Raw genomic sequence first — 19,511 nt, forward strand, 5'->3', positions numbered from 1 at the left:
ACAATGAATTACACAAGTAAACACTTGGAAAATAACATCGACCTTAATACTGACATGTCGACCGCCGAACGCATCCTGCTCCGGCTGAAAACGCGCGGCCCCGCCTCCACCGCGACGCTGGCGCAAGAGCTCGGGATGACGGCGGAAGCGGCGCGCCTGCAGGTGCAAAAGCTGCTCGCGGAAGAACTGATCAGCGGCGTGCAGGAAGCCGCCGCCGGCGCCGGACGCCCGCGGCAGAACTGGGAACTGAGCCCCGCCGGCCACGCGCGCTTCCCGGATACGCACGCCTATCTGACGATTCAGCTGATCGGTTCGATCAGACAACTGTTCGGCGAAGAAGGACTCGATCGCCTGATTTCCCAACGCGAAGGCGAGATGCGCAAGGATTACCTGAAGGCGTGCAGCGGCGTCGCCGGTATTCCGAAAAAGCTCGACAAACTGGCCGCCCTGCGCGCCGCCGAAGGCTACATGGCGCGCGTTGAGAAAGACGGCAAGGACTGGCTGCTGATCGAAGACCATTGCCCGATCTGTGCGGCGGCAACCACTTGCCAGGGCTTTTGCCGTTCGGAGCTCCAGTTGTTCCGCGAGGTCATCGGCGACGCCGCCTCGGTAACGCGCGAAGAACATTTGCTGGCCGGCGCGCGGCGTTGCGTCTACCGCGTCAGCCATGCTTGAATACCGCGTGCACAAAGTTGTATAGGCAAGGCCATCGGCTTCATGTCAGAATCGCTGTCGCGCAACATGAAAACCATCCCAAATAAGGAAGCTGCAATGAAGACACCGATGACCGCTTGCCTGCTGGCGCTGACGATGGCGTTGAGCGCCTGCGCAATCCAGCCGGCCGCCGAACAGGCGACGCCGACCAAAGAAGTGCCGCAGGCGCGCGTCTACATCAAGAGCATGCTGTCGCCGACGTCCGGCACTGCCGAAGTGCAGTTCTCGCGCACCTCGACCTTCCTGTACGGGAACGCGCCTCTGGAGCTGGCGATCAACGACGTGGTGCTGGCGCAGATCCAGTCGGGAGAGCATTTCAGCATCTGGCTCAAGCCCGGCACCAGCTACGACTTCAGCATCCGGCCGATCCATTCGCTGAACAGCCCGGCTTATCCGCAGACCAAAAAAATCAGCGTCGAGCTGAAAAATCCCGGCGTCTACAAGGTGCGCATCAGCGCCGGCATCGAAGGCGCGACCCTGCAACAGGAGAAATAGAACTGGGAGCAACCGGGGCCATTCCTCGAATACCCGACTCCAATGAAAAGCGCGGCCTATCCGCGCTTTTTTCATGCCCGCAGGAAAGTTGATGCCGTCCTGCAATGCCCACCGGGCGGGGTTTTGAAGATGGACCGATCGAAAAGATTACCGCAGAAAAACTATCCCGGCGAAATAACAACGCTTTCTGAAAAATTATCAATCGGTCATCATTCTTCGCGCGCCGATGCGCTTCTTCAGCACTAAGATGTGGGAAAAATCTACAACAAAATCTCTCATGGACGAAGAACTCTATCTCATCAAAGACGCCGGCGTGAGTCCGCGCCAGATCCGCCTGGCGCGCGTCATCATCGGCATCCTGCTGCTGTCGGCGGCGGTCGCCACGCCGCTGGCAACGACGCCTCTGCTGCCGATCCCGGGCTACATGAGCGGCTTCGGCATCGCCATGGTCGTGGTCAATGTCATCCTGGCTTCACTGCTGTTCGCCAAGGGATTGATCGAACGCAAGGAGCGCACGATCAGGCTGGGCACGGCATATTTTTTCGTGACCGTGATTTTCGTGCCGCTGATCGCGGCCTTCCCCGGCGGTCTCATGGAAGCGCCCATCATCGGCAGCACCAGCAGCGCCGTCTGGCTGTGGTGTTGCTGGCACACCGGTTTCGGGTTGCTGATCATCCGCTACGCGACGAATTCGGAAGAGACCGCCGGCACCGCTGCGGACGTGCGCAGGTCCATTCTCGTCACGATTGCCGTGGTGGTCTTATTGACGCTGGCTGCTACGCTGGGCTTGCCCTACCTGCCGGAGGTGCTGCGCAACGGCCACGACTTCTTCGACGACTCGACCATGCTGATTCCGGCGCTGGTGTTCGGCGTCAACGTCATCGGCTTGCTCTGCGTGATGCGCATGCGCGAAGAAAAACCGGAGCAGTTATGGCTCATGGTCGGCATGGTCGCCGCCTGTATCGATGTCTGGCTGACGCTGTACGGCGGCGCGCGCTTTTCGCTGGGTTGGTATTTTGCCAAGATGACCAGCCTGTTCACCTCGCTGGCAGTGCTGGTTTCGCAGTTGTACGGCATCACGCGGCTGTACCATAGCATTGCCGGGGCCAACCAGATCTTGATGACGCAAGCCAACCAGGACGGCCTGACCGCGCTGTCGAACCGGCGCTGTTTTGATCAGGTGCTGGAAATCGAATGGAATCGCGCCCGCCGCGACAAGCGTTCGCTGGCGCTGCTGATGATCGACGTCGACCATTTCAAAAAATACAACGATTGCTACGGCCACCTGGCCGGCGACGACTGCCTGCGCCAGATCGCGCAGCAATTGTTGCGCGTGATCAACCGGCCGGGCGACGTCGCGGCGCGCTACGGCGGAGAAGAATTCGTAGTCATTCTACCCAACACGGATGCCGCCGGCGCCCGGCTGGTCGGGGAACGCCTGCTGCTTAACCTGACCGCCGCAAGCATTCCGCACGCTCACAACCAGCCGCTGTGCCACGTCACGCTCAGCATCGGCGTGTCGGCCATGGTGCCGGGCCCCGGCGGCAGTACAAGTACGCTGGCGCTGGCCGCCGACAAGGCGCTGTACGAGGCCAAGGACAACGGCCGCAACCAGGTCTGCATTGGCCGTCCGGAGTTGTTTTCACCGGCGGCGACATCCGCTTTCCTCATGAACTGAAGGACGTCCGCGGCCTGATATTCAATAAAACGATAACTGGTATTGGAAATCGAAATTGGAAATGGATGCCTGAAACACGCATACTGCAACGCAACATAAATCACTTTCTTGCGGAGCCCACCATGCGTATCCTGATCGACGTCCTGCCGTACACCCTGCTGATCGCTGCAATGGTCGCACGCTATTTCGCGTCGACACGCTGATCCACGGCAACCGCCCTTCCGCGGCTAGCCGCGGGCGGGCGAGCAATTCCCGGAAGACGAAAAAGGGCGGAGATTTCCGCCCTTTTGCTTTTTGCGCCCCGGAAAACCTTCTTTTCCGCCTCTTTACAATTTCCCCCGACTGTTCAAGTATCCTCCTCCGCCGTCGTTATGGAGCTGGGTGACCGCGCCGACTTGGCATTACACTCCACGCTTCATTTCGCTTCCCTTCATTTCGAAAGACTGCTCATGCCGCGCATCATGACCCTCATCCTCGCGACAGCACTGGCGCTGGCCATCACCGGCTGCGCCTGCGTACCCGGCTTCGTGGGTTTTGACAGTCGTTGCGGCTTCGCCAACCTTCCCAGCGGCCAGCCCTGAGGGCAATTTACACTTGCAAATCGGGGTTAAGTTTTTGCCTCGAACGGCCCACTGTGCGACGCAGCAAAACGTAACCATCCCGCTTTTTTCTTGCATCACTCCAGATGCAATTCCAGCCACGCGACCACGTCCTTTTGCGCACGCAACCGGCGCTCGGCAGACTCGTTGAAAATCTCGTGGAAAGCGTCGTCGTAACAATGCATCGTCTTGTCGACTTGCGGCACGTGCGCGAAGAAAGCGCGGCTGCCGGCCGGATCGACGAAAGCATCGTCGCCGGCGAACTGCAGCAGCAGCGGCGAGGTAAATGTGCCGGCGTCGCGCTGCACGCAAGCCATTGCGTCCAGCATGAAATTGACGACGCGCGCCGCCACCTTGCCATGATTGAGCGGATCGCCGAGGAAGTCGCGCACCACGGCTTCGTCATGCGACAAACGCTGCGCCGGCAGGCTGGTCGGCACCGCAAAGCCTGGTGCGATCCAGGTGGTCAGCGCCAACAGGAATTTCTGGAAACCGGACATCCGGATCGCCAGCGCCGGCGACGACAACATCAGGCCGCGCACCCTGGACCAGCCGCCGGTGGCAAAACGCGCCGCCACCAGACCGCCCATGCTGTGGCCGAACAAGAATGGCGCGGTCTGCGTGGCCGCGGCGAAATCGTCGAACACGATTTTGAGATCATCAAGAAAATCATCGTTCGCCTGCAAGCTGCCGCGCGCGCCTTCCGAACGGCCATGGCCGCGGTGATCATGTATCCGCACTGAGAAACCGGCGGCATGAAAAATCCCCGCGAGTTCAGCGTAGCGACCGCCATGCTCGCCCAGCCCATGCACCAGCACGACAGCTCCGCGCGGCTGCGGATGCAAGTATTCACGATAGAAAAGCCGGACGCCGTCGGCGGCCTGGAGGAATCCCGTATTTTGATTATTGTCGGACATGGCGCTGCGCTTCCTTGAAGAGGAGATCACGGACGCCTGCATATTGCCCTAAAAACCGACAACGCACAGAATTGCCCCTGCCTTGAAGACGGCACAGGCACGGCGAAGAAAAAATGGGAGCACAACAAAGAAGAGGCCTGAAGAAACAAACGCGCCCGGCGATCTGCTCGGAAAACTGCGGGCAGACTGTCGGGCGGCTGGGGAGCGCCACATTGAGCGCGCCGGGGAATTGGTGTTGGTATATTTTCTAACCGCCAACTCCGGTATCAAGCCCAGATAATAAATTCGCCTCGGCTCTCTTCCAATCGGACGATACCGGATTGCCTTGTAGGACAAGCTCTCCTGTCGCGGCGACGCCGGTTTTTGCTGCTATTGCGCGCTTATGGCGTCGAATCGCGAGCTGCTTGAGCTGCTCGAGTTGCTGTTTCGATGCGCTCGCGATGGCGCGTGCGACGGATACTCCGCAGCGCCAGTTGCACGCTCGCCAGCCACGACAGCGGACGCGGATGCACGACCGCGCGCAATGCACGCGCATAGTCGAGTATCAGCCCCGGCGTCCAGGCCATCGTCATGGCGCGCTTGCGGATGTGGCTGGCAACCCAGACTTCCGGTGTGAACAGGATCTTGACGAAACTGAGCCAGTGATCGGCGCGCTTGCCGATCACGCCTTCCAATGCCGCCTCCAACGCATGCGCGACGGTGCTGGAGCAATTGCGGTGGGTCAGGTTGTAGATTTCTTCGCGACGATAGTCTTGCCAGAACTGCTGCAAGTGGCGCGCATCGTAGTCGCGGAACGAGATCTTTTCGGTCGACTCGCACCACGCCGCCGATTCGGACGGATAGTCGGTCAGGTAACGGCCGCGCACATTGTTGTCCGGCGTTGCGCGCAGCAGACGTGAAAACTCGCCCGGCGAACGATCGATTTCAACCGCCGGATACAGGCTGATGTACAGGCTCGGCGCGATCTCAAGCGCGGCGTGACCAGTCGAGATGCGGCCGCTGGCGTCGACCGCGGCGATGTAGCGATCGACGATGGGACGATGCAGCGTTGCTTCCCTGGCCGAACCGGCTGGCGTCCAGACGTGCACGGTCAGCGGCGTCGCCGACGCGTTGACTGCCGGCGTCGTCGCCGCCAGTTGACCGTCGTAGCTGCCGGCATCGAGCGGCCGGTCGGAATCGGCGTTGCGATAGGCAAGTTGCGACAACGAACTCTCACGCGGCAAACGGCGCGAACGACTTGCCAGCCAGATCAAGCTCCAGCCGCTGAAGATCAGTCCCATGCCGAGGCAATACGGCACGGTGCCCTTGTAGTGCGTGGGATAAGGCTGGAAGAAAAAAATCGCAATCAGAATCTGGCCGATACCGCCTGCCAGCGCCATGCGCCAGCGCGGAAAACGCACGATGGAGGCCGAAATGATCTGCAAGCCGCCGCCGATCGTGAAAGCGGTGCCGAACAGCATCGCCAGCAGCATGTCGCTCTGGTGATAGGGCGAGATGATCAGCAGCGCGATCAGCAGGAACAGACCGCCTTTGACGTAACGCAGCGTTTTTTGCGCACCCACGCCGCTGGATGCCAGGAACAGCGTGGCCAGGCTTTCCAGCAGCAGCAGCCAGCCGAACAGCGTGAGCGGAAACACCAGCACGCCGTCAAGCGCATCGATGCACAGGCTGACGCCGACAATGCCCCATGCCAGTCCCATCAAAGCCAGCACATGCCAATAACGCCGGATAAAATCCGCTCCAAGCAACAACAACGCCAGACGTATCACGTTTTATTCCCCGTTAAGATGACCGCCGACCGACTTCTGCGGCCCGGCCTGTTTTCACCTGTTTTCATTTGTTTCCCGGCATCCATTTTACCGTCGCCTCAGCACTTGTTTCCAATGGAAAAAATCGACGACAATGGGCGGCCTTCTACGCCTTTCTGCCCTTCCGCCCTTCTCCCTTTATGCCATTCATGCTCATCTTCTCCACACTTGCCAGCACGGTGCTGCTGTTTCCTCTGAACGTGGTGCTGCTCGGCGCCCTCGGGTTGCTGCTGCGGCGACGTCGGCCTGAAGCGCTATGGCTGAGCTGGACAGCGGTAGCCCTGTTGCTGGTCTTCAGCACACGGGCCGGCGCGCTGCTGCTGGTCGCGCCGTTGGAGGCGCAGACAACTCCGCTGGCATCGATTCCTCCGACAGCCCAGGCCATCGTCGTGCTTAGCGGCGCGCGGCTGTCGAATGCCCCGGAATACGGTCATCAGGACAAGCCCGGCTTCCTCACTCTTGCACGGCTGCAATACGCCGCGCGCCTGCACCGCGCCAGCGGCTTGCCCATTCTGGTCACCGGCGGCAAACCCGACGGCTCGGTCGAAAGCGAAGCGGCCGTGATGGCGCGCAGCCTGCGCGACGACTTCGGCGTCGCCACGCGCTGGCAGGAACAAGCGTCCGACACCACCGCCGACAACGCCCGGCTGACGGCTCCGATCTTGCTCGGCACGGGCATACAACGCGTGCTGCTGGTGACCGACGCCATGCACATGCCGCGCGCGGTGCGCAGCTTTCGTGCACAAGGCATCGAGGTGATCCCGGCGCCAACGGTGTTTTTCAGCAGCGAACGGCTGACGCTCAACGACTGGTTACCCGGCGGCGAAGGCTTGCGGCGCAGCAACTACGCGCTGCACGAATGGATAGGGATGCTCTGGTATGCGTTGCGACCGGCTCCTGACAAGAGTCGATAAGGCCAAGGAAAGCCTCACTAATCGGGGCTTTCTTTTTTTCTACCACGTTTAAAGTTATCCTGTTGTCGCGCCGTTAACGACACAGTCCGGGCAGCATTCCGGAGGACAACTCGGGTATTTTTATCCAAGTTTTCAAGGCATGCGCAGACACGCCGAGCATTTCCATTTCAATCAAAGAAAACTCTGGAGACCATGGAATGAAACTTTCATTCAAACAACGTCTGTGGGCGCCGCTCGTCATCAGCCTGATCGCTCTGCTCGCCATTTCATTGTTCAACGCTTACCAGGCGCACAACATCCGCCTTGAAGAACGCAAGAAAGATCTGATCAACGTGGCGCAGGTCGCCATGAGCACCATCAAGGAATACGGCGAGCTGGCCAAGAACGGCACGATGAGCAAGGAAGAAGCGCAGAAGACCGCGCTGGCGCGTGTGAAGATGATGCGCTACGGCGCCGACGGCTATTTCTCGGTATCCAATTCGTCTGCCGTGACCGTCATGCACCCGATCAAGCCCGAGTTGAACGGCAAGGATCTGACCAACTTCAAGGATCCGGCCGGCAATCAGGTGTTCGTCGATATCGCCAAAGCCGCCGCATCGCCTCAGGGCGGTTTCATCAATTACATCTGGCCGAAAGTCGGTTCGCCCGATCCGGTGCCGAAGACATCCTATGCGTTCCGCTATGAGCCATGGGATTGGATCGTCACCACCGGCGTCTACATGGACGATGTGAATGCGGCGTTCACGCAATCGGTCTATCAACTGATCGCGATCGTCTTCGGCTTCTCCATCATCCTGATCGCCCTGGTGGTGGTCAACAACCGCAGCATCCTGCGCATCATCGGCGGCGACCCCGGCGACGCGGCGGAAATCGCCAACCGCATTTCCGACGGCGACCTGACGCTGGTCATCAACACCGCGCCGGGCGACACATCGAGTCTGGTGTACGCATTCAAGCGCATGCGCGATTCGCTGACGCATACGATTTCGAATATCAAATCGTCGGCTGACACCATCGCTACCGCGTCGAGTGAAATCGCCAGCGGTAACCTCGACCTGTCCAGCCGCACCGAGCAACAGGCCGGCTCGCTGGAAGAAACCGCTTCCGCGATGGAAGAACTGACCTCGACCGTCAAGCAGAACGCCGACAATGCGCGCCAGGCCAACCAGCTGGCGGTGTCTGCTTCGGAAGTCGCGATCCAGGGCGGCGCGGTCGTCAGCCAGGTGGTCGACACGATGGGTTCGATCAATGAATCGTCGCGCAAGATCGTCGACATCATCAGCGTCATCGACGGCATCGCCTTCCAGACCAACATCCTTGCGCTGAACGCGGCGGTGGAAGCCGCGCGCGCCGGCGAACAAGGCCGCGGCTTCGCGGTGGTGGCGAGTGAAGTGCGCAGCCTGGCGCAACGCTCGTCGGCGGCGGCGAAGGAAATCAAGACGCTGATCGACGACTCGGTGTCCAAGGTCGACGTCGGCAGCAAGCTGGTGCAGCAAGCCGGTGCAACCATGGACGAGGTGGTCGCCAGCGTCAAGCGCGTGACCGACATCGTCGGTGAAATCAGTTCGGCCAGCCAGGAGCAAAGCGCCGGTATCGGCGAAGTCGGCCAGGCCATCACGCAGATGGATGAAGGCACGCAGCAAAACGCCGCGCTGGTGGAACAAGCTGCTGCCGCTGCCCAATCGCTGCAAGACCAGGCCGCCACGCTGGCGCAACTGGTCGGTCGCTTCAAGCTTGATGCCGGCCATGTGCAGGCTGCGCCGATGGTCCGGACTGCCGCGCCGGTACGCGCGACGGTGGCGAAGGCGCCAGCCCGGCCCGCAGCCGGCGCCGGCAAACCCAAAGCTGCTGCTACTGCTTCCGCACCGCGCCTCGCCTCGGCGCCTGCCAAAGCAGCGGGACCGAAACCGACGATGCCGGACTCTGATTCGGATTGGGAAACCTTCTGACGGGCATTTCTGCGTTGTAGCAACTAGTGGAAAAAACGGCAGGAAAACGAAGGGCTTGCACTTAACTGCAAGCCCTTTTTTTACGCGTTGACGCCATGATGCCGGCGACCACTGCGCAGCGCCGGCACCTCGCGATCACGACGGCGCCTGCGGCACGACGCCGGCCGCCACAGTCAATGCCCAGGCGGTCTCGAACAAACCTGAAAACTTGCCATTGAACCAAGACCTGCCGCCGGACGGCCCCGCCACGATCGAGATCAAGTATCTTTGACGCGACAGATTGACGCCGCCAACACACTTCTTGCACGCACTTTTTGCGCAGTCCACAGTCAAACATGGAATCGGCTTAAAATAAGCCGATAGCATTGACCAGTGCATTGCGCCGTTCAGTTGTCGACCGTCTGTGAAATCCAGCAGTTCCGGCAGGTCCGCCCTGTCGAATTCGTTTAAGGAAAGAGACATGGCAAACTCTCCCAAAACAATGTCCAGCCTGATGTGCGAACTCAGCGTCGCACTCGCCGACCTTGCCGAAAAAATGAGCAATCTGGCAATCAACCTGGAAAATCAATACCTCGATTCCGATGCGGAAGAACCGGCTGCGCTGATGGAAGCCGCACGCTCCACGATTGAAAAGGCCAGGAGCAATTGATGTGAATTGACGCGAATTGATGCGTCACCTGCCGCAATTTTCCTAGCCCGACTTGCCGCACTTCTTTCTTGACATCGCTTCCCGACCAGTATCACGTGCCCCCGCATTTTCATCATCGGTCCAGAACGACGCTCCTTCCGCCTCCACCCGCTCCGCAATGAAATCCGCCACCACGTTGACCCGCACAATGTCGCGCGCATCGGCATGCGTGATCAGCCAGTAGGAGCGATACAGTTTCACTTGCGGCAGCAGGCGCACCAGTTTCTTTTCGCCCCGCGCCATGAAACAGGGCAGCACGCCCAAACCTGCTCCACCGACCACCGCCGCCATCTGGCTGATGATGTTGGAGATGCGGATGTGCGGCCGCAGCGCCGGTGAAATCTCGGACAGGTAATCCAGCTCGCGCGACCACATCAGGTCTTCCACGTAGCCGACCCAGGGATGCGTTTCCAGTTGCGATTTGTCTTCAACGGCCGGCTTTCGACGCAGGTAATCGCGCGCAGCGTAAATCCCCAGTTCGTAATCATTGAGACGGCGCGCATACAAGCGTCCCTGTTCCGGCCGCGTCATGCTCACGGCAATATCGGCCTCGCGCTTGGACAGGCTGAACATGCGCGGATTGGCGATCAACTCCACCTCGAGTTGCGGATGGCGCTGCGCCAGCAGGCTCAGTTGCGGCGCCAGGAAATAGGTGCCCCAGGCTTCCGGCGTGCCGATGCGAATCGAGCCGGTCAGCCCCTGCGCGGCGTCGTCCTGGCGCGCATGAATACGCACCGCCAGGCTTTCCATCGCTTCGGCTTCGGGAATCAGGCGCTCACCTTCGACGGTCAGCGCGTAGCCGGCCGAACGGCGATCGAACAAAGCCACGCCGAGAGATTCTTCCAGCCCGACGATGCGCCGGCTCAATGTCGAATGATCGATGCCGAGCTGACGCGCAGCCACGGTCAGGCGGCCGGCGCGCACCACGGCGAGGAAGGCTTGCAGGTCGTTCCAGTCGAACTTGTTCATGGGACTTCCGTATGCGATTTTTTGCACATGAATTGTGTGATATTCGGCATTTACCGGGAAAAATCCCAATGCTACTCTTTTTCTGCTTTTACGCCTGCGCGTTCATTTTCTTGCCAATGCGGGCGACAAACCTATAAAGGAGACAGCATGTCCAGCATGTTCCATCAGCTCAAGGCCCTGGCCCAAGCCGGCAAACCGGTGCGGGTCGGCCTGATCGGCGCCGGCAAGTTCGGCTCGATGTTCCTCTCGCAAGTGCCGCGCACGCCCGGCGTGCATCTGCTCGGCATCGCCGACCTCTCGCCGGCGCGCGCCAAACAGGCGCTTGCGCGCGTCGGCTGGAAGGACGACATGCATGCCGCGCGTTCCTGGGAAGAGGCGCTGCGCGACGGCAGCACTTTCGTGCAGGACGACGCCGAAGCGATGATCGCGCATCCGCAACTCGACATCGTCATCGACGCCACCGGCAGCCCTGCCGCCGGCATTCGTCACGCGCTGCTGTGTTGCCAGCACCGCAAACACATCATCATGGTCAACGTCGAAGCCGACGCACTGGCGGGACCTCTGCTGGCGCGCCGTGCGGCCGAAGCCGGCATCATTTACTCGATGGCCTACGGCGACCAGCCGGCGCTGATCGCCGAGATGGTCGACTGGGCGCGCACCTCGGGCTTCGACGTGGTGTGCGCCGGCAAGGGCACCAAGTACCTGCCGGTCTATCACCAGTCGACGCCGGATACGGTGTGGGGCCACTACGGCTTCAGCGAAGCGCAGGTGGCTTCGGGCGACTTCAATGCGCAGATGTTCAATTCCTTCCTCGACGGCACCAAGTCGGCGCTGGAAATGGGCGCAGTCGCCAACGCCTGCGGCCTGACGCCCGGCGCCGACGGACTGGCCTTCCCGCCCTGCGGCGTGGACGACCTGCCGAATCTGCTCAAGCCGGCGTCGGCCGGCGGTATCCTGCCGCATTCTGGCACGGTGGAAGTGGTGTCGTCGCTGGAGCGCGACGGCCGTCCGGTATTCCGCGATCTGCGCTGGGGCGTGTACGTGACCTTCGAAGCGCCGAGCGATTACGTGCGCGACTGTTTCGCCCAGTACGGACTCAAGACCGATGCCAGCGGCCGCTACGCCACCATGTACAAACCGTATCACCTGATCGGCCTTGAGCTCGGCATCTCGGTGGCCAACATCGCCGTGCGCGGCCAGGCCACCGGCAGCACGCTGGCGTTCAGCGGCGACACGGTGGCCACCGCCAAGCGCGATCTCAAACCGGGCGAGAAACTGGACGGTGAAGGCGGCCACATGGTCTACGGCAAACTGATGCCGGCAGCCGACTCGCTCAACGCCGAAGCATTGCCGATAGGCCTGGCGCATCACATCGTGCTGCAGCGTCCGGTCGCGGCCGGCCAGGCAGTGCGCTGGAGCGACGTCGCCATCGACAGCAGCGTGCAGGCGATCCAGGTACGGCGTGAAATGGAAGCGCTGTTCCGCAAGGAAATGGGATTGGCGGCGCCGCGCAACAGCATCGCCGCATGATCTGAACATGCACGAAAAAACCGCCGTCCGGCATGACACCGGACGGCGGTTTTCTTTTTGACGGCGAAGTATCAGAAGTCGTACTTCAACTCCGCAAACAAGGTCCGCTGCGGAAACGGATGGAACAGGAAGTAATCCTTGTTGGTGATGTTGTCGATGCCGAGCGCCGCGCTCCAGTGCTTGTCGACCTTGTAGCGTACGCGCGCGTCGAACACGACGTAGCTGTCGAAGCCCTGGTAAGTGTGCGTGTTGACGTCGCTGTTGTCGACCGTGGCGTACAGGCGGCCGCTGTAGCGTCCCGCCAGCGTGTAGGCCCATTTGTCGTCGGGGCGGTAAGTGCCGACCAGCGTGGCGCGCCACTCAGGTACGTAAGGCGTGCGCTTGCCAACCGAAGTCGAGGTGGTCGAGACGAAACTGCTGTTGCCGAGGATGCGCGCATCGACGTAGGTCAGGCTGCCGTTGATCTCCAGTCCGCGGATCAGCGCATCGTCCTTTTGCAGCACCAGCTCGACGCCGCGCTGGCGCGTCTTGTCGATGTTCTGCGTATAGGACGACACCACCGTGCCCAGCGTCGCGGTCTGCGAGATCAGGGCATTGGAGACGTCTTCCTGGAACAGCGACACGCGCACCTTGCCCTTGTCGAGCGCGCGCTCGATCGCCAGTTCGCTCGACAGCACGCGTTCCGGTTTCAGGTTGGGATTGGGCTGGCGAAAGATGCCGTCGCTGCCCTGCACGTTCTGGTAGAGCTCGCCCACGGTCGGAAAGCGCAAGGCCTTGCCGAACGAACCGGTGACCTGCCATTGCTCGCCGGGCGTCCATGCCACCGACAATTTGGGCGAGAAGCCCGAGTTGCGCACTTCCGGCTGGTTGATGCCGCCGCTGGCGACCGCATAGTTGTAGCCGCCGAATGCGCGCCACCATTCATAGCGCCCGCCCAATGTCGCCTTCCAGTCTTGCGCCAGGCGCCAGGCATCCTGCACCCAGACGGCGGACGTCTCGGTCTTGCCGCGCGAGTCGGTCGACAAGGCGCCGTTACTGCCGGAAACCCAGTTGCTGGTCAGGTAAGTCGGGCTGACCAGTTTGTATTGATCGTAGTGGCCGCCGAAGCTGAGGATGTGCGCGCCCTTGACGCCGTCGGGACGCCAGACGCCCTTGAGGTCGAGCGTGTTCCAGCCGGTGCCGCCGGCATCGGCGACCGTGCCGCTGCCGCCGTTTTGCGCAGCGGGATAAAGACCTGTCGATGCACGCGTCAGATCCTTGGACATGGAGAAATTGCCGGCAACGGCTTCCCAGTCGAACACGCCTTGGGTCTTGCTGCGAACCGAAAGGCTTTGCATCCACTGCTCCTGTTCGGTGTTGTTGCTGACCAGTCCGCTGGGATAAACCGTTGCGCCTGCGGCGTTGCGGAGGTACGACTGGCCATGCGAATCGGCCCGGTTCTGCCAGTAACCCAGGGTATAGGCGGCAGTCAGCGTCGGCGAAAAATCATAGGCCAGCTTGAGTTTTGCGTTGTCCTGCACGGTGTGCGTCAGCCCGGCCGCACCCAGCACGACAATGCCCTTGCCGGTGCGGTCTTGGGTGGCATAAGCGCCGCTGCTGCCGGCCGGCGCCGTGCCCGTCACATAACTCACCGGCTGGCTGTAGCTGTCCAGGTGATTGGCGCTGAACCACCACGACAGGTCGCCGCTGCGATTGCCCAGCGTAGCGCTGAACTCCTGCGCGCGGTAAGTGTTGCTGGTGCCGTACTGGCTGAAATCCTGGAATGCGGTATTCGCCTTGACGCTGGCTTCGAAGTGATCGGGCATGCGCGTGGTGATCTCGGTCACGGCGCCGTAGGAATTACCAGGATACTGCGCGGCGAACGGACCGTACAGCACGTCGATGCGCTCGACTTCTTCCGGCGCGACCATGAACCAGCGCGGCGAACCGTTGCCGTTGTTGTTGTTGATGAGCGCCGACAGCAGCATGCCGTCGGCGTAGATCAGGCTGCGCGCACCGGCGTTGATGCCGGTGGTGCGCGTGGACATGGGCGCCTGCGTGTCGCCGATGTAGCGCTTGCGCACCAGCACGTTGGGAAGATACTTGAGCGTGTCTTCGACGTTCATCGCGTTGACGGTGTCGGCCGCCTTGGCGGCGGTGATGCTTTCGGTAGTGGTCGGCAGCTGGTTCTTTTCGCTGACTGAACGCGATTCCTTGACGACGACTTCAGGCAAGGCGGCGATGCTCTCAGGTTGAGATTCAGATTGAGATTGAGATTGAGACTGCGCCTGGGTGAGCGGGCTCCATGCGGCGATCATCGCCAGCAACAAAGGCCGCAAAGGAAATGGAAATGGCTTGGTATTTTTCATGTTGATCCGGACCGGCGGCGCAGGCGCAGATGAGATCCACGCTTGCGCAAGTTGACTGAACTGGGAAGGCAACCGTCACACCCTCAACGGTTGCCACGACATTCAGGCAACAGCCGGCGGCGCACGCGACAGCGCAACGGTCCATGCAAACAGCGGCTGCGGCGCACGATAGAACAGGCGCGGCAGGAAATGCGAAATGGTGAACACTGTTTCGGCCAGCATCGGTTGCCGTGGCGGCGCGACGGCGTCGGCATGCATCAGGCAATACGGACAATGCGAGGAGGAAACGGCGTTTTTACCGGCGTCGCGGTCAGCGTCGTTGGTGGCCTTGTCGCCGAAGGCGCTGCAGATTTCCATCCAGAACGAGCCGTCGCGCTCCTGCGACCACGCTTGCGACGCCGCGGAAAACGTCGGGGCGAGCACCATCAGCAGCACTGCCAAAATGGCGGCCCACGCGGTGATTGTGTTGCGGATGGATGGGCTCGAACGGCCCGATGTCTGCTTCCCCATCTTGCGAATGTAGCATGCACATGCGCGGCAATGCAGCGCCGGAACTGGTGTTCAGGCCGGGAGGAGTTGACACGAAGAAGGGACTGGCGGGCTTGAAAGGCTTGCCGGCGGCGGTCTGCAAACGATGCAGGCCGCCACGGCAAGACAGGATGAAGGCAGCTGCGACAAATTGTCGCACCCCTGCAAGACGGGATGCTTGCAGGAATGAACCGTCCGGATTACTTGTTCGGCGTTGCGGCCGGTGGCGTCGGCAGCGCCTTGATGCCCTTGGTCTGCGCCACGGTCAGGCTGGTGACGAAGCTGGCGACGTCGTAAGGCTTGCCGTCGCGTTCGCCGGCAGTCTTGTCGATGTGGTGCGCTTCAACGACATAGGTGCCTTGCCATGGCAGATCGAAGTTCACCAGACCTTGTTCATTGGTGTGGCCTTCCTTGCCCCAGCCTGCCGAGGTGACGATGGTGATCTTGGTCTTGGCCAGCGGCTGGCCCTTGTAGACCAGCTTGAACTCGCCCGGCTTGCCGGTAGTCACGATGTCCAGCGTCAGGCGCGGCGCCTGTTCGGCGAAGCTGGTGACCAGGCGCGCGGCCGGAGTCCACAGGGTGCGCGCCACGGTTTCGCCGGTCTTGCGCTCGAGGATGGGATAGTGCGCTTCTTCAGCAACGATGGACTCGCCCTTGCCGGCGCGCGCCGACAGTGCGTAGGCGTTCTTGCCCTTGTTCACGTCCAGCGTCTTGTCGCCGTTGGCGCCCAGCAGCACGGCGCTCGGTTGCACGAAGCGGTCGAGCAGGCCCGGCGAAGTTTCGCGCAGGTTTTCGCCGAACTCGCCGAAGTACAGGTGGGCGGACTTGGCGTCCTGCTGCAACCAGACGTGGTGAGCCTGGGCAGAGGCGGCCAGCAGCAAGGTGGACAGCAAGGCGGGAATGACGAGACGTTTCAGTTTCATGTAGTGCTTCCTTTCAGGGGATAGGTGTTTTTATGATGCAAAACGACAAACTCTCTCCTTCCGGCCCGGCGCGCATCAAATGATGAGCAACGAGCATTGAACAAAGCCATGCCGGAGATGAAGAACAAACGGGAGATCCTGCGAAGCGCTGTATGGCGCCAACCTGGCTTTCGGCTCGGTTATTTTAATTATCGAGAATGATTATCATTATAGCAGAAGCTGACAAAACCCTGAATCCGAAAAGCCCCCTACAATGAGCGCCGCTCTTCACCGGCAAAACCTTGTGCTTTCATCCCGTACAGGTCGCCCCAGTTCAATTCAGGACCAAGTCATCAGGTCCGGTTCCAGGAGAAAGTCCCATGCTTCGTCGCAATCCCTCCGGCGATATGCCGCAAGTCCACGAATCCGCTTATGTCGACCAGACCGCCATCCTGTGCGGCAAGGTCATCGTGCATGAGAATGTTTTCATCGGCCCCTACGCGGTCATCCGCGCCGATGAAGTCAACGAGAAAGGCGAGATGGACGCCATCGTCATCGGCGCTCACTCCAACATCCAGGACGGCGTGGTGATCCACTCCAAGTCCGGCGGCGCCGTGACCATCGGCGAACGCACTTCGATCGCCCATCGCGCCATCGTGCACGGTCCTTGCACCGTCGGCCATGACGCCTTCATCGGTTTCAACAGCGTCCTGTTCAACTGTGTGATCGGGGATGGTTGCGTGGTGCGTTACAACGCCGTGGTGGATGGTTGCCATCTGCCGCCGGGCTTCTACGTGCCGTCGACACTGCGCATCGGCCCGCAGACCGATCTCGACGCTTTACCGCGCGTGTCGGCGCAGGCGTCGGAATTTTCGGAAGACGTGGCGCGCACCAACAATGAATTGGTGCAGGGTTACAAGAAATTGCAGAACGAGTTCTGATCGGATTGTTCCGATCGCCCATGAAAAATCCGGCCCTCCTTGATGGAGAGGCCGGATTTTTTACGTCCGCAAAACGGCGTGGCGCGTTCAGCTGCCGCGATAGGTCGAATACGACCATGGCGACACCACCAGCGGCACGTGGTAATTTTGCGCCGGATCGGCGATGCCGAATGCCAGCACCACTTCGTCAACGAAACGCGGCGCCGGCAATTGCACGCCCTGTCCGGCAAAATAGTCGCCGGCGCCGAACACCAGTTCATAACGTCCGGCCAACAATTCGTCGCCTTGCAGCAACGGTGCATCACAGCGGCCGTCGCTGTTGGTGACGGCGTTTTTCAGCAGGACCTTCTCGTTGCCGCGGACCGCAAACAAGGCCACCTTGACGCCGGCGCCCGGCTTGCCCTGGGTGACGTCCAGGACGTGGGTGCTCAGTTTTCCCATTGTGTTTCCTCTCGTTGACAAATTTTGTAGATCATTTCAGTGGCAAATGATATACCGCAGAGATCAGGTCCATATACGTTCGCCGTTATATCTGCAATCAATTCTGAAGACATAATTCGGCGAAGATGCAAAAAACGATTCCAAGGCAGGAGACATGACAGACCCCACTTATCCCCGCGACCTGGCCGGTTACGGCCGCACACCTCCGCATGCGCGCTGGCCCGGCGGCGCGCGCATCGCGCTGCAGTTCGTGCTGAACTACGAAGAAGGTGCGGAGAACAACGTGCTCGACGGCGACGCCGGCTCGGAAACTTTTTTGTCTGAAATCATCGGCGCGCAAAGCTTTGCAGCGCGCCACATGAGCATGGAATCGCTCTACGAATACGGCTCGCGCGCCGGCCTTTGGCGCCTGTTGCGCCTATTCGAAGACCGCAAGCTGCCGCTGACCGTGTTCGGCGTGGCGCGCGCGCTGCAGCGCAATCCGGAAGCCACCGCCGCGTTCCTCGAGCTCGGCCACGAAATCGCCTGCCACGGGCTGCGCTGGATCAGCTACCAGAACATCGACGAAGCCACCGAACGCCGCCACATCGCCGAAGCGATCGCGATCATCAAGGACATTACCAACAACGCGCCGCTGGGCTGGTATACCGGCCGCGACTCGCCCAACACGCGCCGCCTGGTGGCCGAACACGGCGGCATCGCCTACGACGCCGACAGCTACGCCGACGACCTGCCCTATTGGGAAAACGTCAAGCTCGGCGACCGCACCTCCCTACAGCCGCAACTGATCGTGCCCTATACGCTCGACAGCAACGACATGCGTTTCGCCGCACCGCAGGGCTTCAATACCGGTACGCAATTCTTCGACTACCTCAAAGACGCCTTCGACGTGCTGTACGCCGAAGGCGATCCGTCCGGCCTCGACCGTCCCAAGATGTTGTCGGTCGGCCTGCACTGCCGCATCGCCGGCCGACCGGCGCGCGCGGCGGCACTGGCGCGCTTCCTCGATTATGTGCAGCGGCATGACAAGGTCTGGATCACGCGCCGCATCGACATCGCCGAGCACTGGCGCGCCACACATCCATTTGCGCATCCGTTCAAAGTTTGATCTACCGCCGTGGCGGCTCCACGGAAAACCATAAAAAAGCAGCACACATATAACCATTCAATGGAGGAGACACCATGCAGCAAGCAAACGCAATTGTGCATACGCCACTGGGAAAACATCTCGCAGCCAGCCTGATCGGACTGTCGGCGATGGCCGCCGTGCAGCACGCGCACGGCGCCGACTGGAGCGACAACTCCATCGGCTATCGCTACGGCACCAGGTTCGCCGAACCGTTCAACACGCAGGACATCAGCAAGAACATCGTCAACTTCACGCATGCCAGCGGCTACAAGTACGGCACCAATTTCCTCAACGTCGACTTCCTCATGTCCGACAACAAGGACAGCAATGCGCAGGAAGCCTACCTGACCTACCGCCACACGCTCGACATCGGCAAGATCAGCGGCAAGGACCTGGCGTTCGGCCCGGCGCGCGGCGTCGGCTTCACGCTGGGCGTCGACCTCAACACCAAGAACGATCCCGGCTACGGCTCCAAGAAACGCATGTGGGTCGCCGGTCCGACGTTGATGATGGATGTGCCGGGCTTCCTCAACCTGAGCATCTTTGCGCTGTGGGAAAGCAACAAGCCGGTCGGCATCGCCAATCGTTATTCGTACGACACGCATCCGATGTTCAATGCCGCCTGGGGCATCCCGTTCGGCACCAGCGGCTTCGCGTTCGAGGGCTACATGAACTACATTGCCGCCAAGGGCAAAGACGAGTTCGGCAACAGCACCAGCCCTGAACTGAACTTCGACGGCCAGATCATGTACGACGTCGGCACCCCGCTGGGGCTGGGCAAGAACACGTTCCGCGTCGGCCTGGAATATCAGTATTGGCGCAACAAGTTCGGCAATCGCTCGACCGTGCCGGGCTCGTTCGCCAAGACGCCGATGCTGCGCGCGGAATATCACTTCTGATCTGCCAAATGAAAAACGGCGTGCCCGATGTGCACGCCGTTTTTCTTTTTCCGAACCTCGAA

Annotated in this window: 21 protein-coding genes; 13 read left to right on the forward strand and 8 right to left on the reverse strand. The window is 61.0% G+C overall.

The window, feature by feature from the left end; genetic code table 11:
- The first annotated feature begins 3 nt into the window (after positions 1-3).
- From DXT88_RS18280 to DXT88_RS18305, 6 genes are all read left to right on the forward strand, one after another.
- Positions 4-675, forward strand: a complete 672-nt coding sequence (locus tag DXT88_RS18280; RefSeq protein WP_407649367.1) for a helix-turn-helix transcriptional regulator — start codon at positions 4-6, stop codon at positions 673-675.
- Between the two features lie 96 nt (positions 676-771).
- A complete protein-coding gene (locus DXT88_RS18285; protein ID WP_040503247.1) occupies positions 772-1,209 on the forward strand; it encodes a hypothetical protein in 438 nt (145 codons plus the stop codon).
- A 42-nt stretch (positions 1,210-1,251) separates the two neighbouring features.
- A complete protein-coding gene (locus DXT88_RS18290) occupies positions 1,252-1,455 on the forward strand; it encodes a hypothetical protein (RefSeq protein WP_265215494.1) in 204 nt (67 codons plus the stop codon).
- A gap of 31 nt (positions 1,456-1,486) precedes the next feature.
- Positions 1,487-2,887, forward strand: a complete 1,401-nt coding sequence (locus DXT88_RS18295; RefSeq protein ID WP_265215495.1) for a GGDEF domain-containing protein — start codon at positions 1,487-1,489, stop codon at positions 2,885-2,887.
- A gap of 65 nt (positions 2,888-2,952) precedes the next feature.
- Entirely contained in the window at positions 2,953-3,090 is a 138-nt protein-coding gene (locus tag DXT88_RS18300) for a hypothetical protein (protein WP_016833327.1), read from the forward strand.
- A 168-nt stretch (positions 3,091-3,258) separates the two neighbouring features.
- Positions 3,259-3,468, forward strand: a complete 210-nt coding sequence (locus tag DXT88_RS18305) for a hypothetical protein (RefSeq protein WP_016833326.1) — start codon at positions 3,259-3,261, stop codon at positions 3,466-3,468.
- Between the two features lie 95 nt (positions 3,469-3,563).
- Here DXT88_RS18305 and DXT88_RS18310 read toward each other — a convergent pair whose 3' ends face one another.
- Positions 3,564-4,403, reverse strand: a complete 840-nt coding sequence (locus DXT88_RS18310) for an alpha/beta hydrolase (RefSeq protein ID WP_265215496.1) — start codon at positions 4,401-4,403, stop codon at positions 3,564-3,566.
- Positions 4,404-4,783: 380 nt separating this feature from the next.
- Entirely contained in the window at positions 4,784-6,115 is a 1,332-nt protein-coding gene (locus tag DXT88_RS18315) for an HdeD family acid-resistance protein (protein WP_265215497.1), read from the reverse strand.
- A 236-nt stretch (positions 6,116-6,351) separates the two neighbouring features.
- On the opposite strand from DXT88_RS18315, the gene DXT88_RS18320 reads away from it, so the two are divergent.
- Positions 6,352-7,125, forward strand: a complete 774-nt coding sequence (locus tag DXT88_RS18320; protein WP_265215498.1) for a YdcF family protein — start codon at positions 6,352-6,354, stop codon at positions 7,123-7,125.
- A 197-nt stretch (positions 7,126-7,322) separates the two neighbouring features.
- A complete protein-coding gene (locus DXT88_RS18325) occupies positions 7,323-9,074 on the forward strand; it encodes a methyl-accepting chemotaxis protein (RefSeq protein ID WP_265215499.1) in 1,752 nt (583 codons plus the stop codon).
- Positions 9,075-9,209: 135 nt separating this feature from the next.
- On the opposite strand, the gene DXT88_RS18330 is transcribed toward DXT88_RS18325, so the two are convergent.
- Positions 9,210-9,536 (reverse strand): hypothetical protein, encoded by a 327-nt coding sequence (locus DXT88_RS18330; protein ID WP_265215500.1) that lies wholly within the window; start codon positions 9,534-9,536, stop codon positions 9,210-9,212.
- Here DXT88_RS18330 and DXT88_RS18335 point away from each other — a divergent pair.
- Entirely contained in the window at positions 9,535-9,723 is a 189-nt protein-coding gene (locus tag DXT88_RS18335) for a hypothetical protein (RefSeq protein ID WP_029363234.1), read from the forward strand. The two genes, DXT88_RS18330 and DXT88_RS18335, sit on opposite strands and share 2 nt — an antisense overlap.
- Positions 9,724-9,765: 42 nt before the next feature.
- Here the strand turns inward: DXT88_RS18335 and DXT88_RS18340 are convergent, their stop codons facing one another.
- A complete protein-coding gene (locus DXT88_RS18340; RefSeq protein WP_265215501.1) occupies positions 9,766-10,731 on the reverse strand; it encodes a LysR family transcriptional regulator in 966 nt (321 codons plus the stop codon).
- A 147-nt stretch (positions 10,732-10,878) separates the two neighbouring features.
- On the opposite strand from DXT88_RS18340, the gene DXT88_RS18345 reads away from it, so the two are divergent.
- Positions 10,879-12,261 (forward strand): NAD(P)H-dependent oxidoreductase, encoded by a 1,383-nt coding sequence (locus tag DXT88_RS18345; RefSeq protein ID WP_407649368.1) that lies wholly within the window; start codon positions 10,879-10,881, stop codon positions 12,259-12,261.
- 71 nt (positions 12,262-12,332) lie between these two features.
- Here the strand turns inward: DXT88_RS18345 and DXT88_RS18350 are convergent, their stop codons facing one another.
- The 3 genes from DXT88_RS18350 to DXT88_RS18360 form a co-directional block, all read right to left on the reverse strand.
- Positions 12,333-14,609, reverse strand: a complete 2,277-nt coding sequence (locus tag DXT88_RS18350) for a TonB-dependent receptor (protein WP_265215502.1) — start codon at positions 14,607-14,609, stop codon at positions 12,333-12,335.
- Positions 14,610-14,711: 102 nt separating this feature from the next.
- Complete coding sequence (locus DXT88_RS18355; RefSeq protein WP_265215503.1) at positions 14,712-15,119, reverse strand: DUF2946 domain-containing protein; 408 nt, start codon at positions 15,117-15,119, stop codon at positions 14,712-14,714.
- Between the two features lie 218 nt (positions 15,120-15,337).
- On the reverse strand, positions 15,338-16,060 hold the full coding sequence (locus DXT88_RS18360) for a DUF4198 domain-containing protein (RefSeq protein ID WP_265215504.1): 723 nt from the start codon (positions 16,058-16,060) through the stop codon (positions 15,338-15,340).
- A 359-nt stretch (positions 16,061-16,419) separates the two neighbouring features.
- Here DXT88_RS18360 and DXT88_RS18365 point away from each other — a divergent pair, with 359 nt between their 5' ends.
- Positions 16,420-16,980, forward strand: coding sequence for a gamma carbonic anhydrase family protein (locus tag DXT88_RS18365; RefSeq protein WP_016833314.1), 561 nt, complete (start codon positions 16,420-16,422; stop codon positions 16,978-16,980).
- 87 nt (positions 16,981-17,067) lie between these two features.
- On the opposite strand, the gene uraH is transcribed toward DXT88_RS18365, so the two are convergent.
- Entirely contained in the window at positions 17,068-17,421 is a 354-nt protein-coding gene (uraH, locus tag DXT88_RS18370; protein WP_265215505.1) for a hydroxyisourate hydrolase, read from the reverse strand.
- 154 nt (positions 17,422-17,575) lie between these two features.
- Between uraH and puuE the strand changes: the two genes are divergently transcribed.
- Both puuE and DXT88_RS18380 read left to right on the forward strand, forming a co-directional pair.
- Entirely contained in the window at positions 17,576-18,529 is a 954-nt protein-coding gene (gene puuE / locus DXT88_RS18375) for an allantoinase PuuE (RefSeq protein WP_265215506.1), read from the forward strand.
- 74 nt (positions 18,530-18,603) lie between these two features.
- A complete protein-coding gene (locus DXT88_RS18380; protein WP_265215507.1) occupies positions 18,604-19,449 on the forward strand; it encodes an outer envelope protein in 846 nt (281 codons plus the stop codon).
- Positions 19,450-19,511 lie beyond the last annotated feature (62 nt).

This window comes from Herbaspirillum lusitanum, assembly GCF_026127345.1.
Classification (GTDB): Bacteria; Pseudomonadota; Gammaproteobacteria; order Burkholderiales; family Burkholderiaceae_D; genus Herbaspirillum; species Herbaspirillum lusitanum.

Excerpts from the sequence above, each read along its gene's own strand:
- DXT88_RS18280 (WP_407649367.1), top strand. The coding sequence starts at position 4 with ATGAATTACACAAGTAAACACTTGGAAAATAACATCGACCTTAATACT.
- DXT88_RS18285 (WP_040503247.1), top strand. The coding sequence starts at position 772 with ATGAAGACACCGATGACCGCTTGCCTGCTGGCGCTGACGATGGCGTTG.
- DXT88_RS18290 (WP_265215494.1), top strand. The coding sequence starts at position 1,252 with ATGAAAAGCGCGGCCTATCCGCGCTTTTTTCATGCCCGCAGGAAAGTT.
- DXT88_RS18295 (WP_265215495.1), top strand. The coding sequence starts at position 1,487 with ATGGACGAAGAACTCTATCTCATCAAAGACGCCGGCGTGAGTCCGCGC.
- DXT88_RS18300 (WP_016833327.1), top strand. The coding sequence starts at position 2,953 with ATGCCTGAAACACGCATACTGCAACGCAACATAAATCACTTTCTTGCG.
- DXT88_RS18305 (WP_016833326.1), top strand. The coding sequence starts at position 3,259 with ATGGAGCTGGGTGACCGCGCCGACTTGGCATTACACTCCACGCTTCAT.
- DXT88_RS18310 (WP_265215496.1), bottom strand. The coding sequence starts at position 4,403 with ATGTCCGACAATAATCAAAATACGGGATTCCTCCAGGCCGCCGACGGC.
- DXT88_RS18320 (WP_265215498.1), top strand. The coding sequence starts at position 6,352 with ATGCCATTCATGCTCATCTTCTCCACACTTGCCAGCACGGTGCTGCTG.
- DXT88_RS18325 (WP_265215499.1), top strand. The coding sequence starts at position 7,323 with ATGAAACTTTCATTCAAACAACGTCTGTGGGCGCCGCTCGTCATCAGC.
- DXT88_RS18335 (WP_029363234.1), top strand. The coding sequence starts at position 9,535 with ATGGCAAACTCTCCCAAAACAATGTCCAGCCTGATGTGCGAACTCAGC.
- DXT88_RS18330 (WP_265215500.1), bottom strand. The coding sequence starts at position 9,536 with ATGTCTCTTTCCTTAAACGAATTCGACAGGGCGGACCTGCCGGAACTG.
- DXT88_RS18340 (WP_265215501.1), bottom strand. The coding sequence starts at position 10,731 with ATGAACAAGTTCGACTGGAACGACCTGCAAGCCTTCCTCGCCGTGGTG.
- DXT88_RS18345 (WP_407649368.1), top strand. The coding sequence starts at position 10,879 with ATGTCCAGCATGTTCCATCAGCTCAAGGCCCTGGCCCAAGCCGGCAAA.
- DXT88_RS18350 (WP_265215502.1), bottom strand. The coding sequence starts at position 14,609 with ATGAAAAATACCAAGCCATTTCCATTTCCTTTGCGGCCTTTGTTGCTG.
- DXT88_RS18355 (WP_265215503.1), bottom strand. The coding sequence starts at position 15,119 with ATGGGGAAGCAGACATCGGGCCGTTCGAGCCCATCCATCCGCAACACA.
- DXT88_RS18360 (WP_265215504.1), bottom strand. The coding sequence starts at position 16,060 with ATGAAACTGAAACGTCTCGTCATTCCCGCCTTGCTGTCCACCTTGCTG.
- DXT88_RS18365 (WP_016833314.1), top strand. The coding sequence starts at position 16,420 with ATGCTTCGTCGCAATCCCTCCGGCGATATGCCGCAAGTCCACGAATCC.
- uraH (WP_265215505.1), bottom strand. The coding sequence starts at position 17,421 with ATGGGAAAACTGAGCACCCACGTCCTGGACGTCACCCAGGGCAAGCCG.
- puuE (WP_265215506.1), top strand. The coding sequence starts at position 17,576 with ATGACAGACCCCACTTATCCCCGCGACCTGGCCGGTTACGGCCGCACA.
- DXT88_RS18380 (WP_265215507.1), top strand. The coding sequence starts at position 18,604 with ATGCAGCAAGCAAACGCAATTGTGCATACGCCACTGGGAAAACATCTC.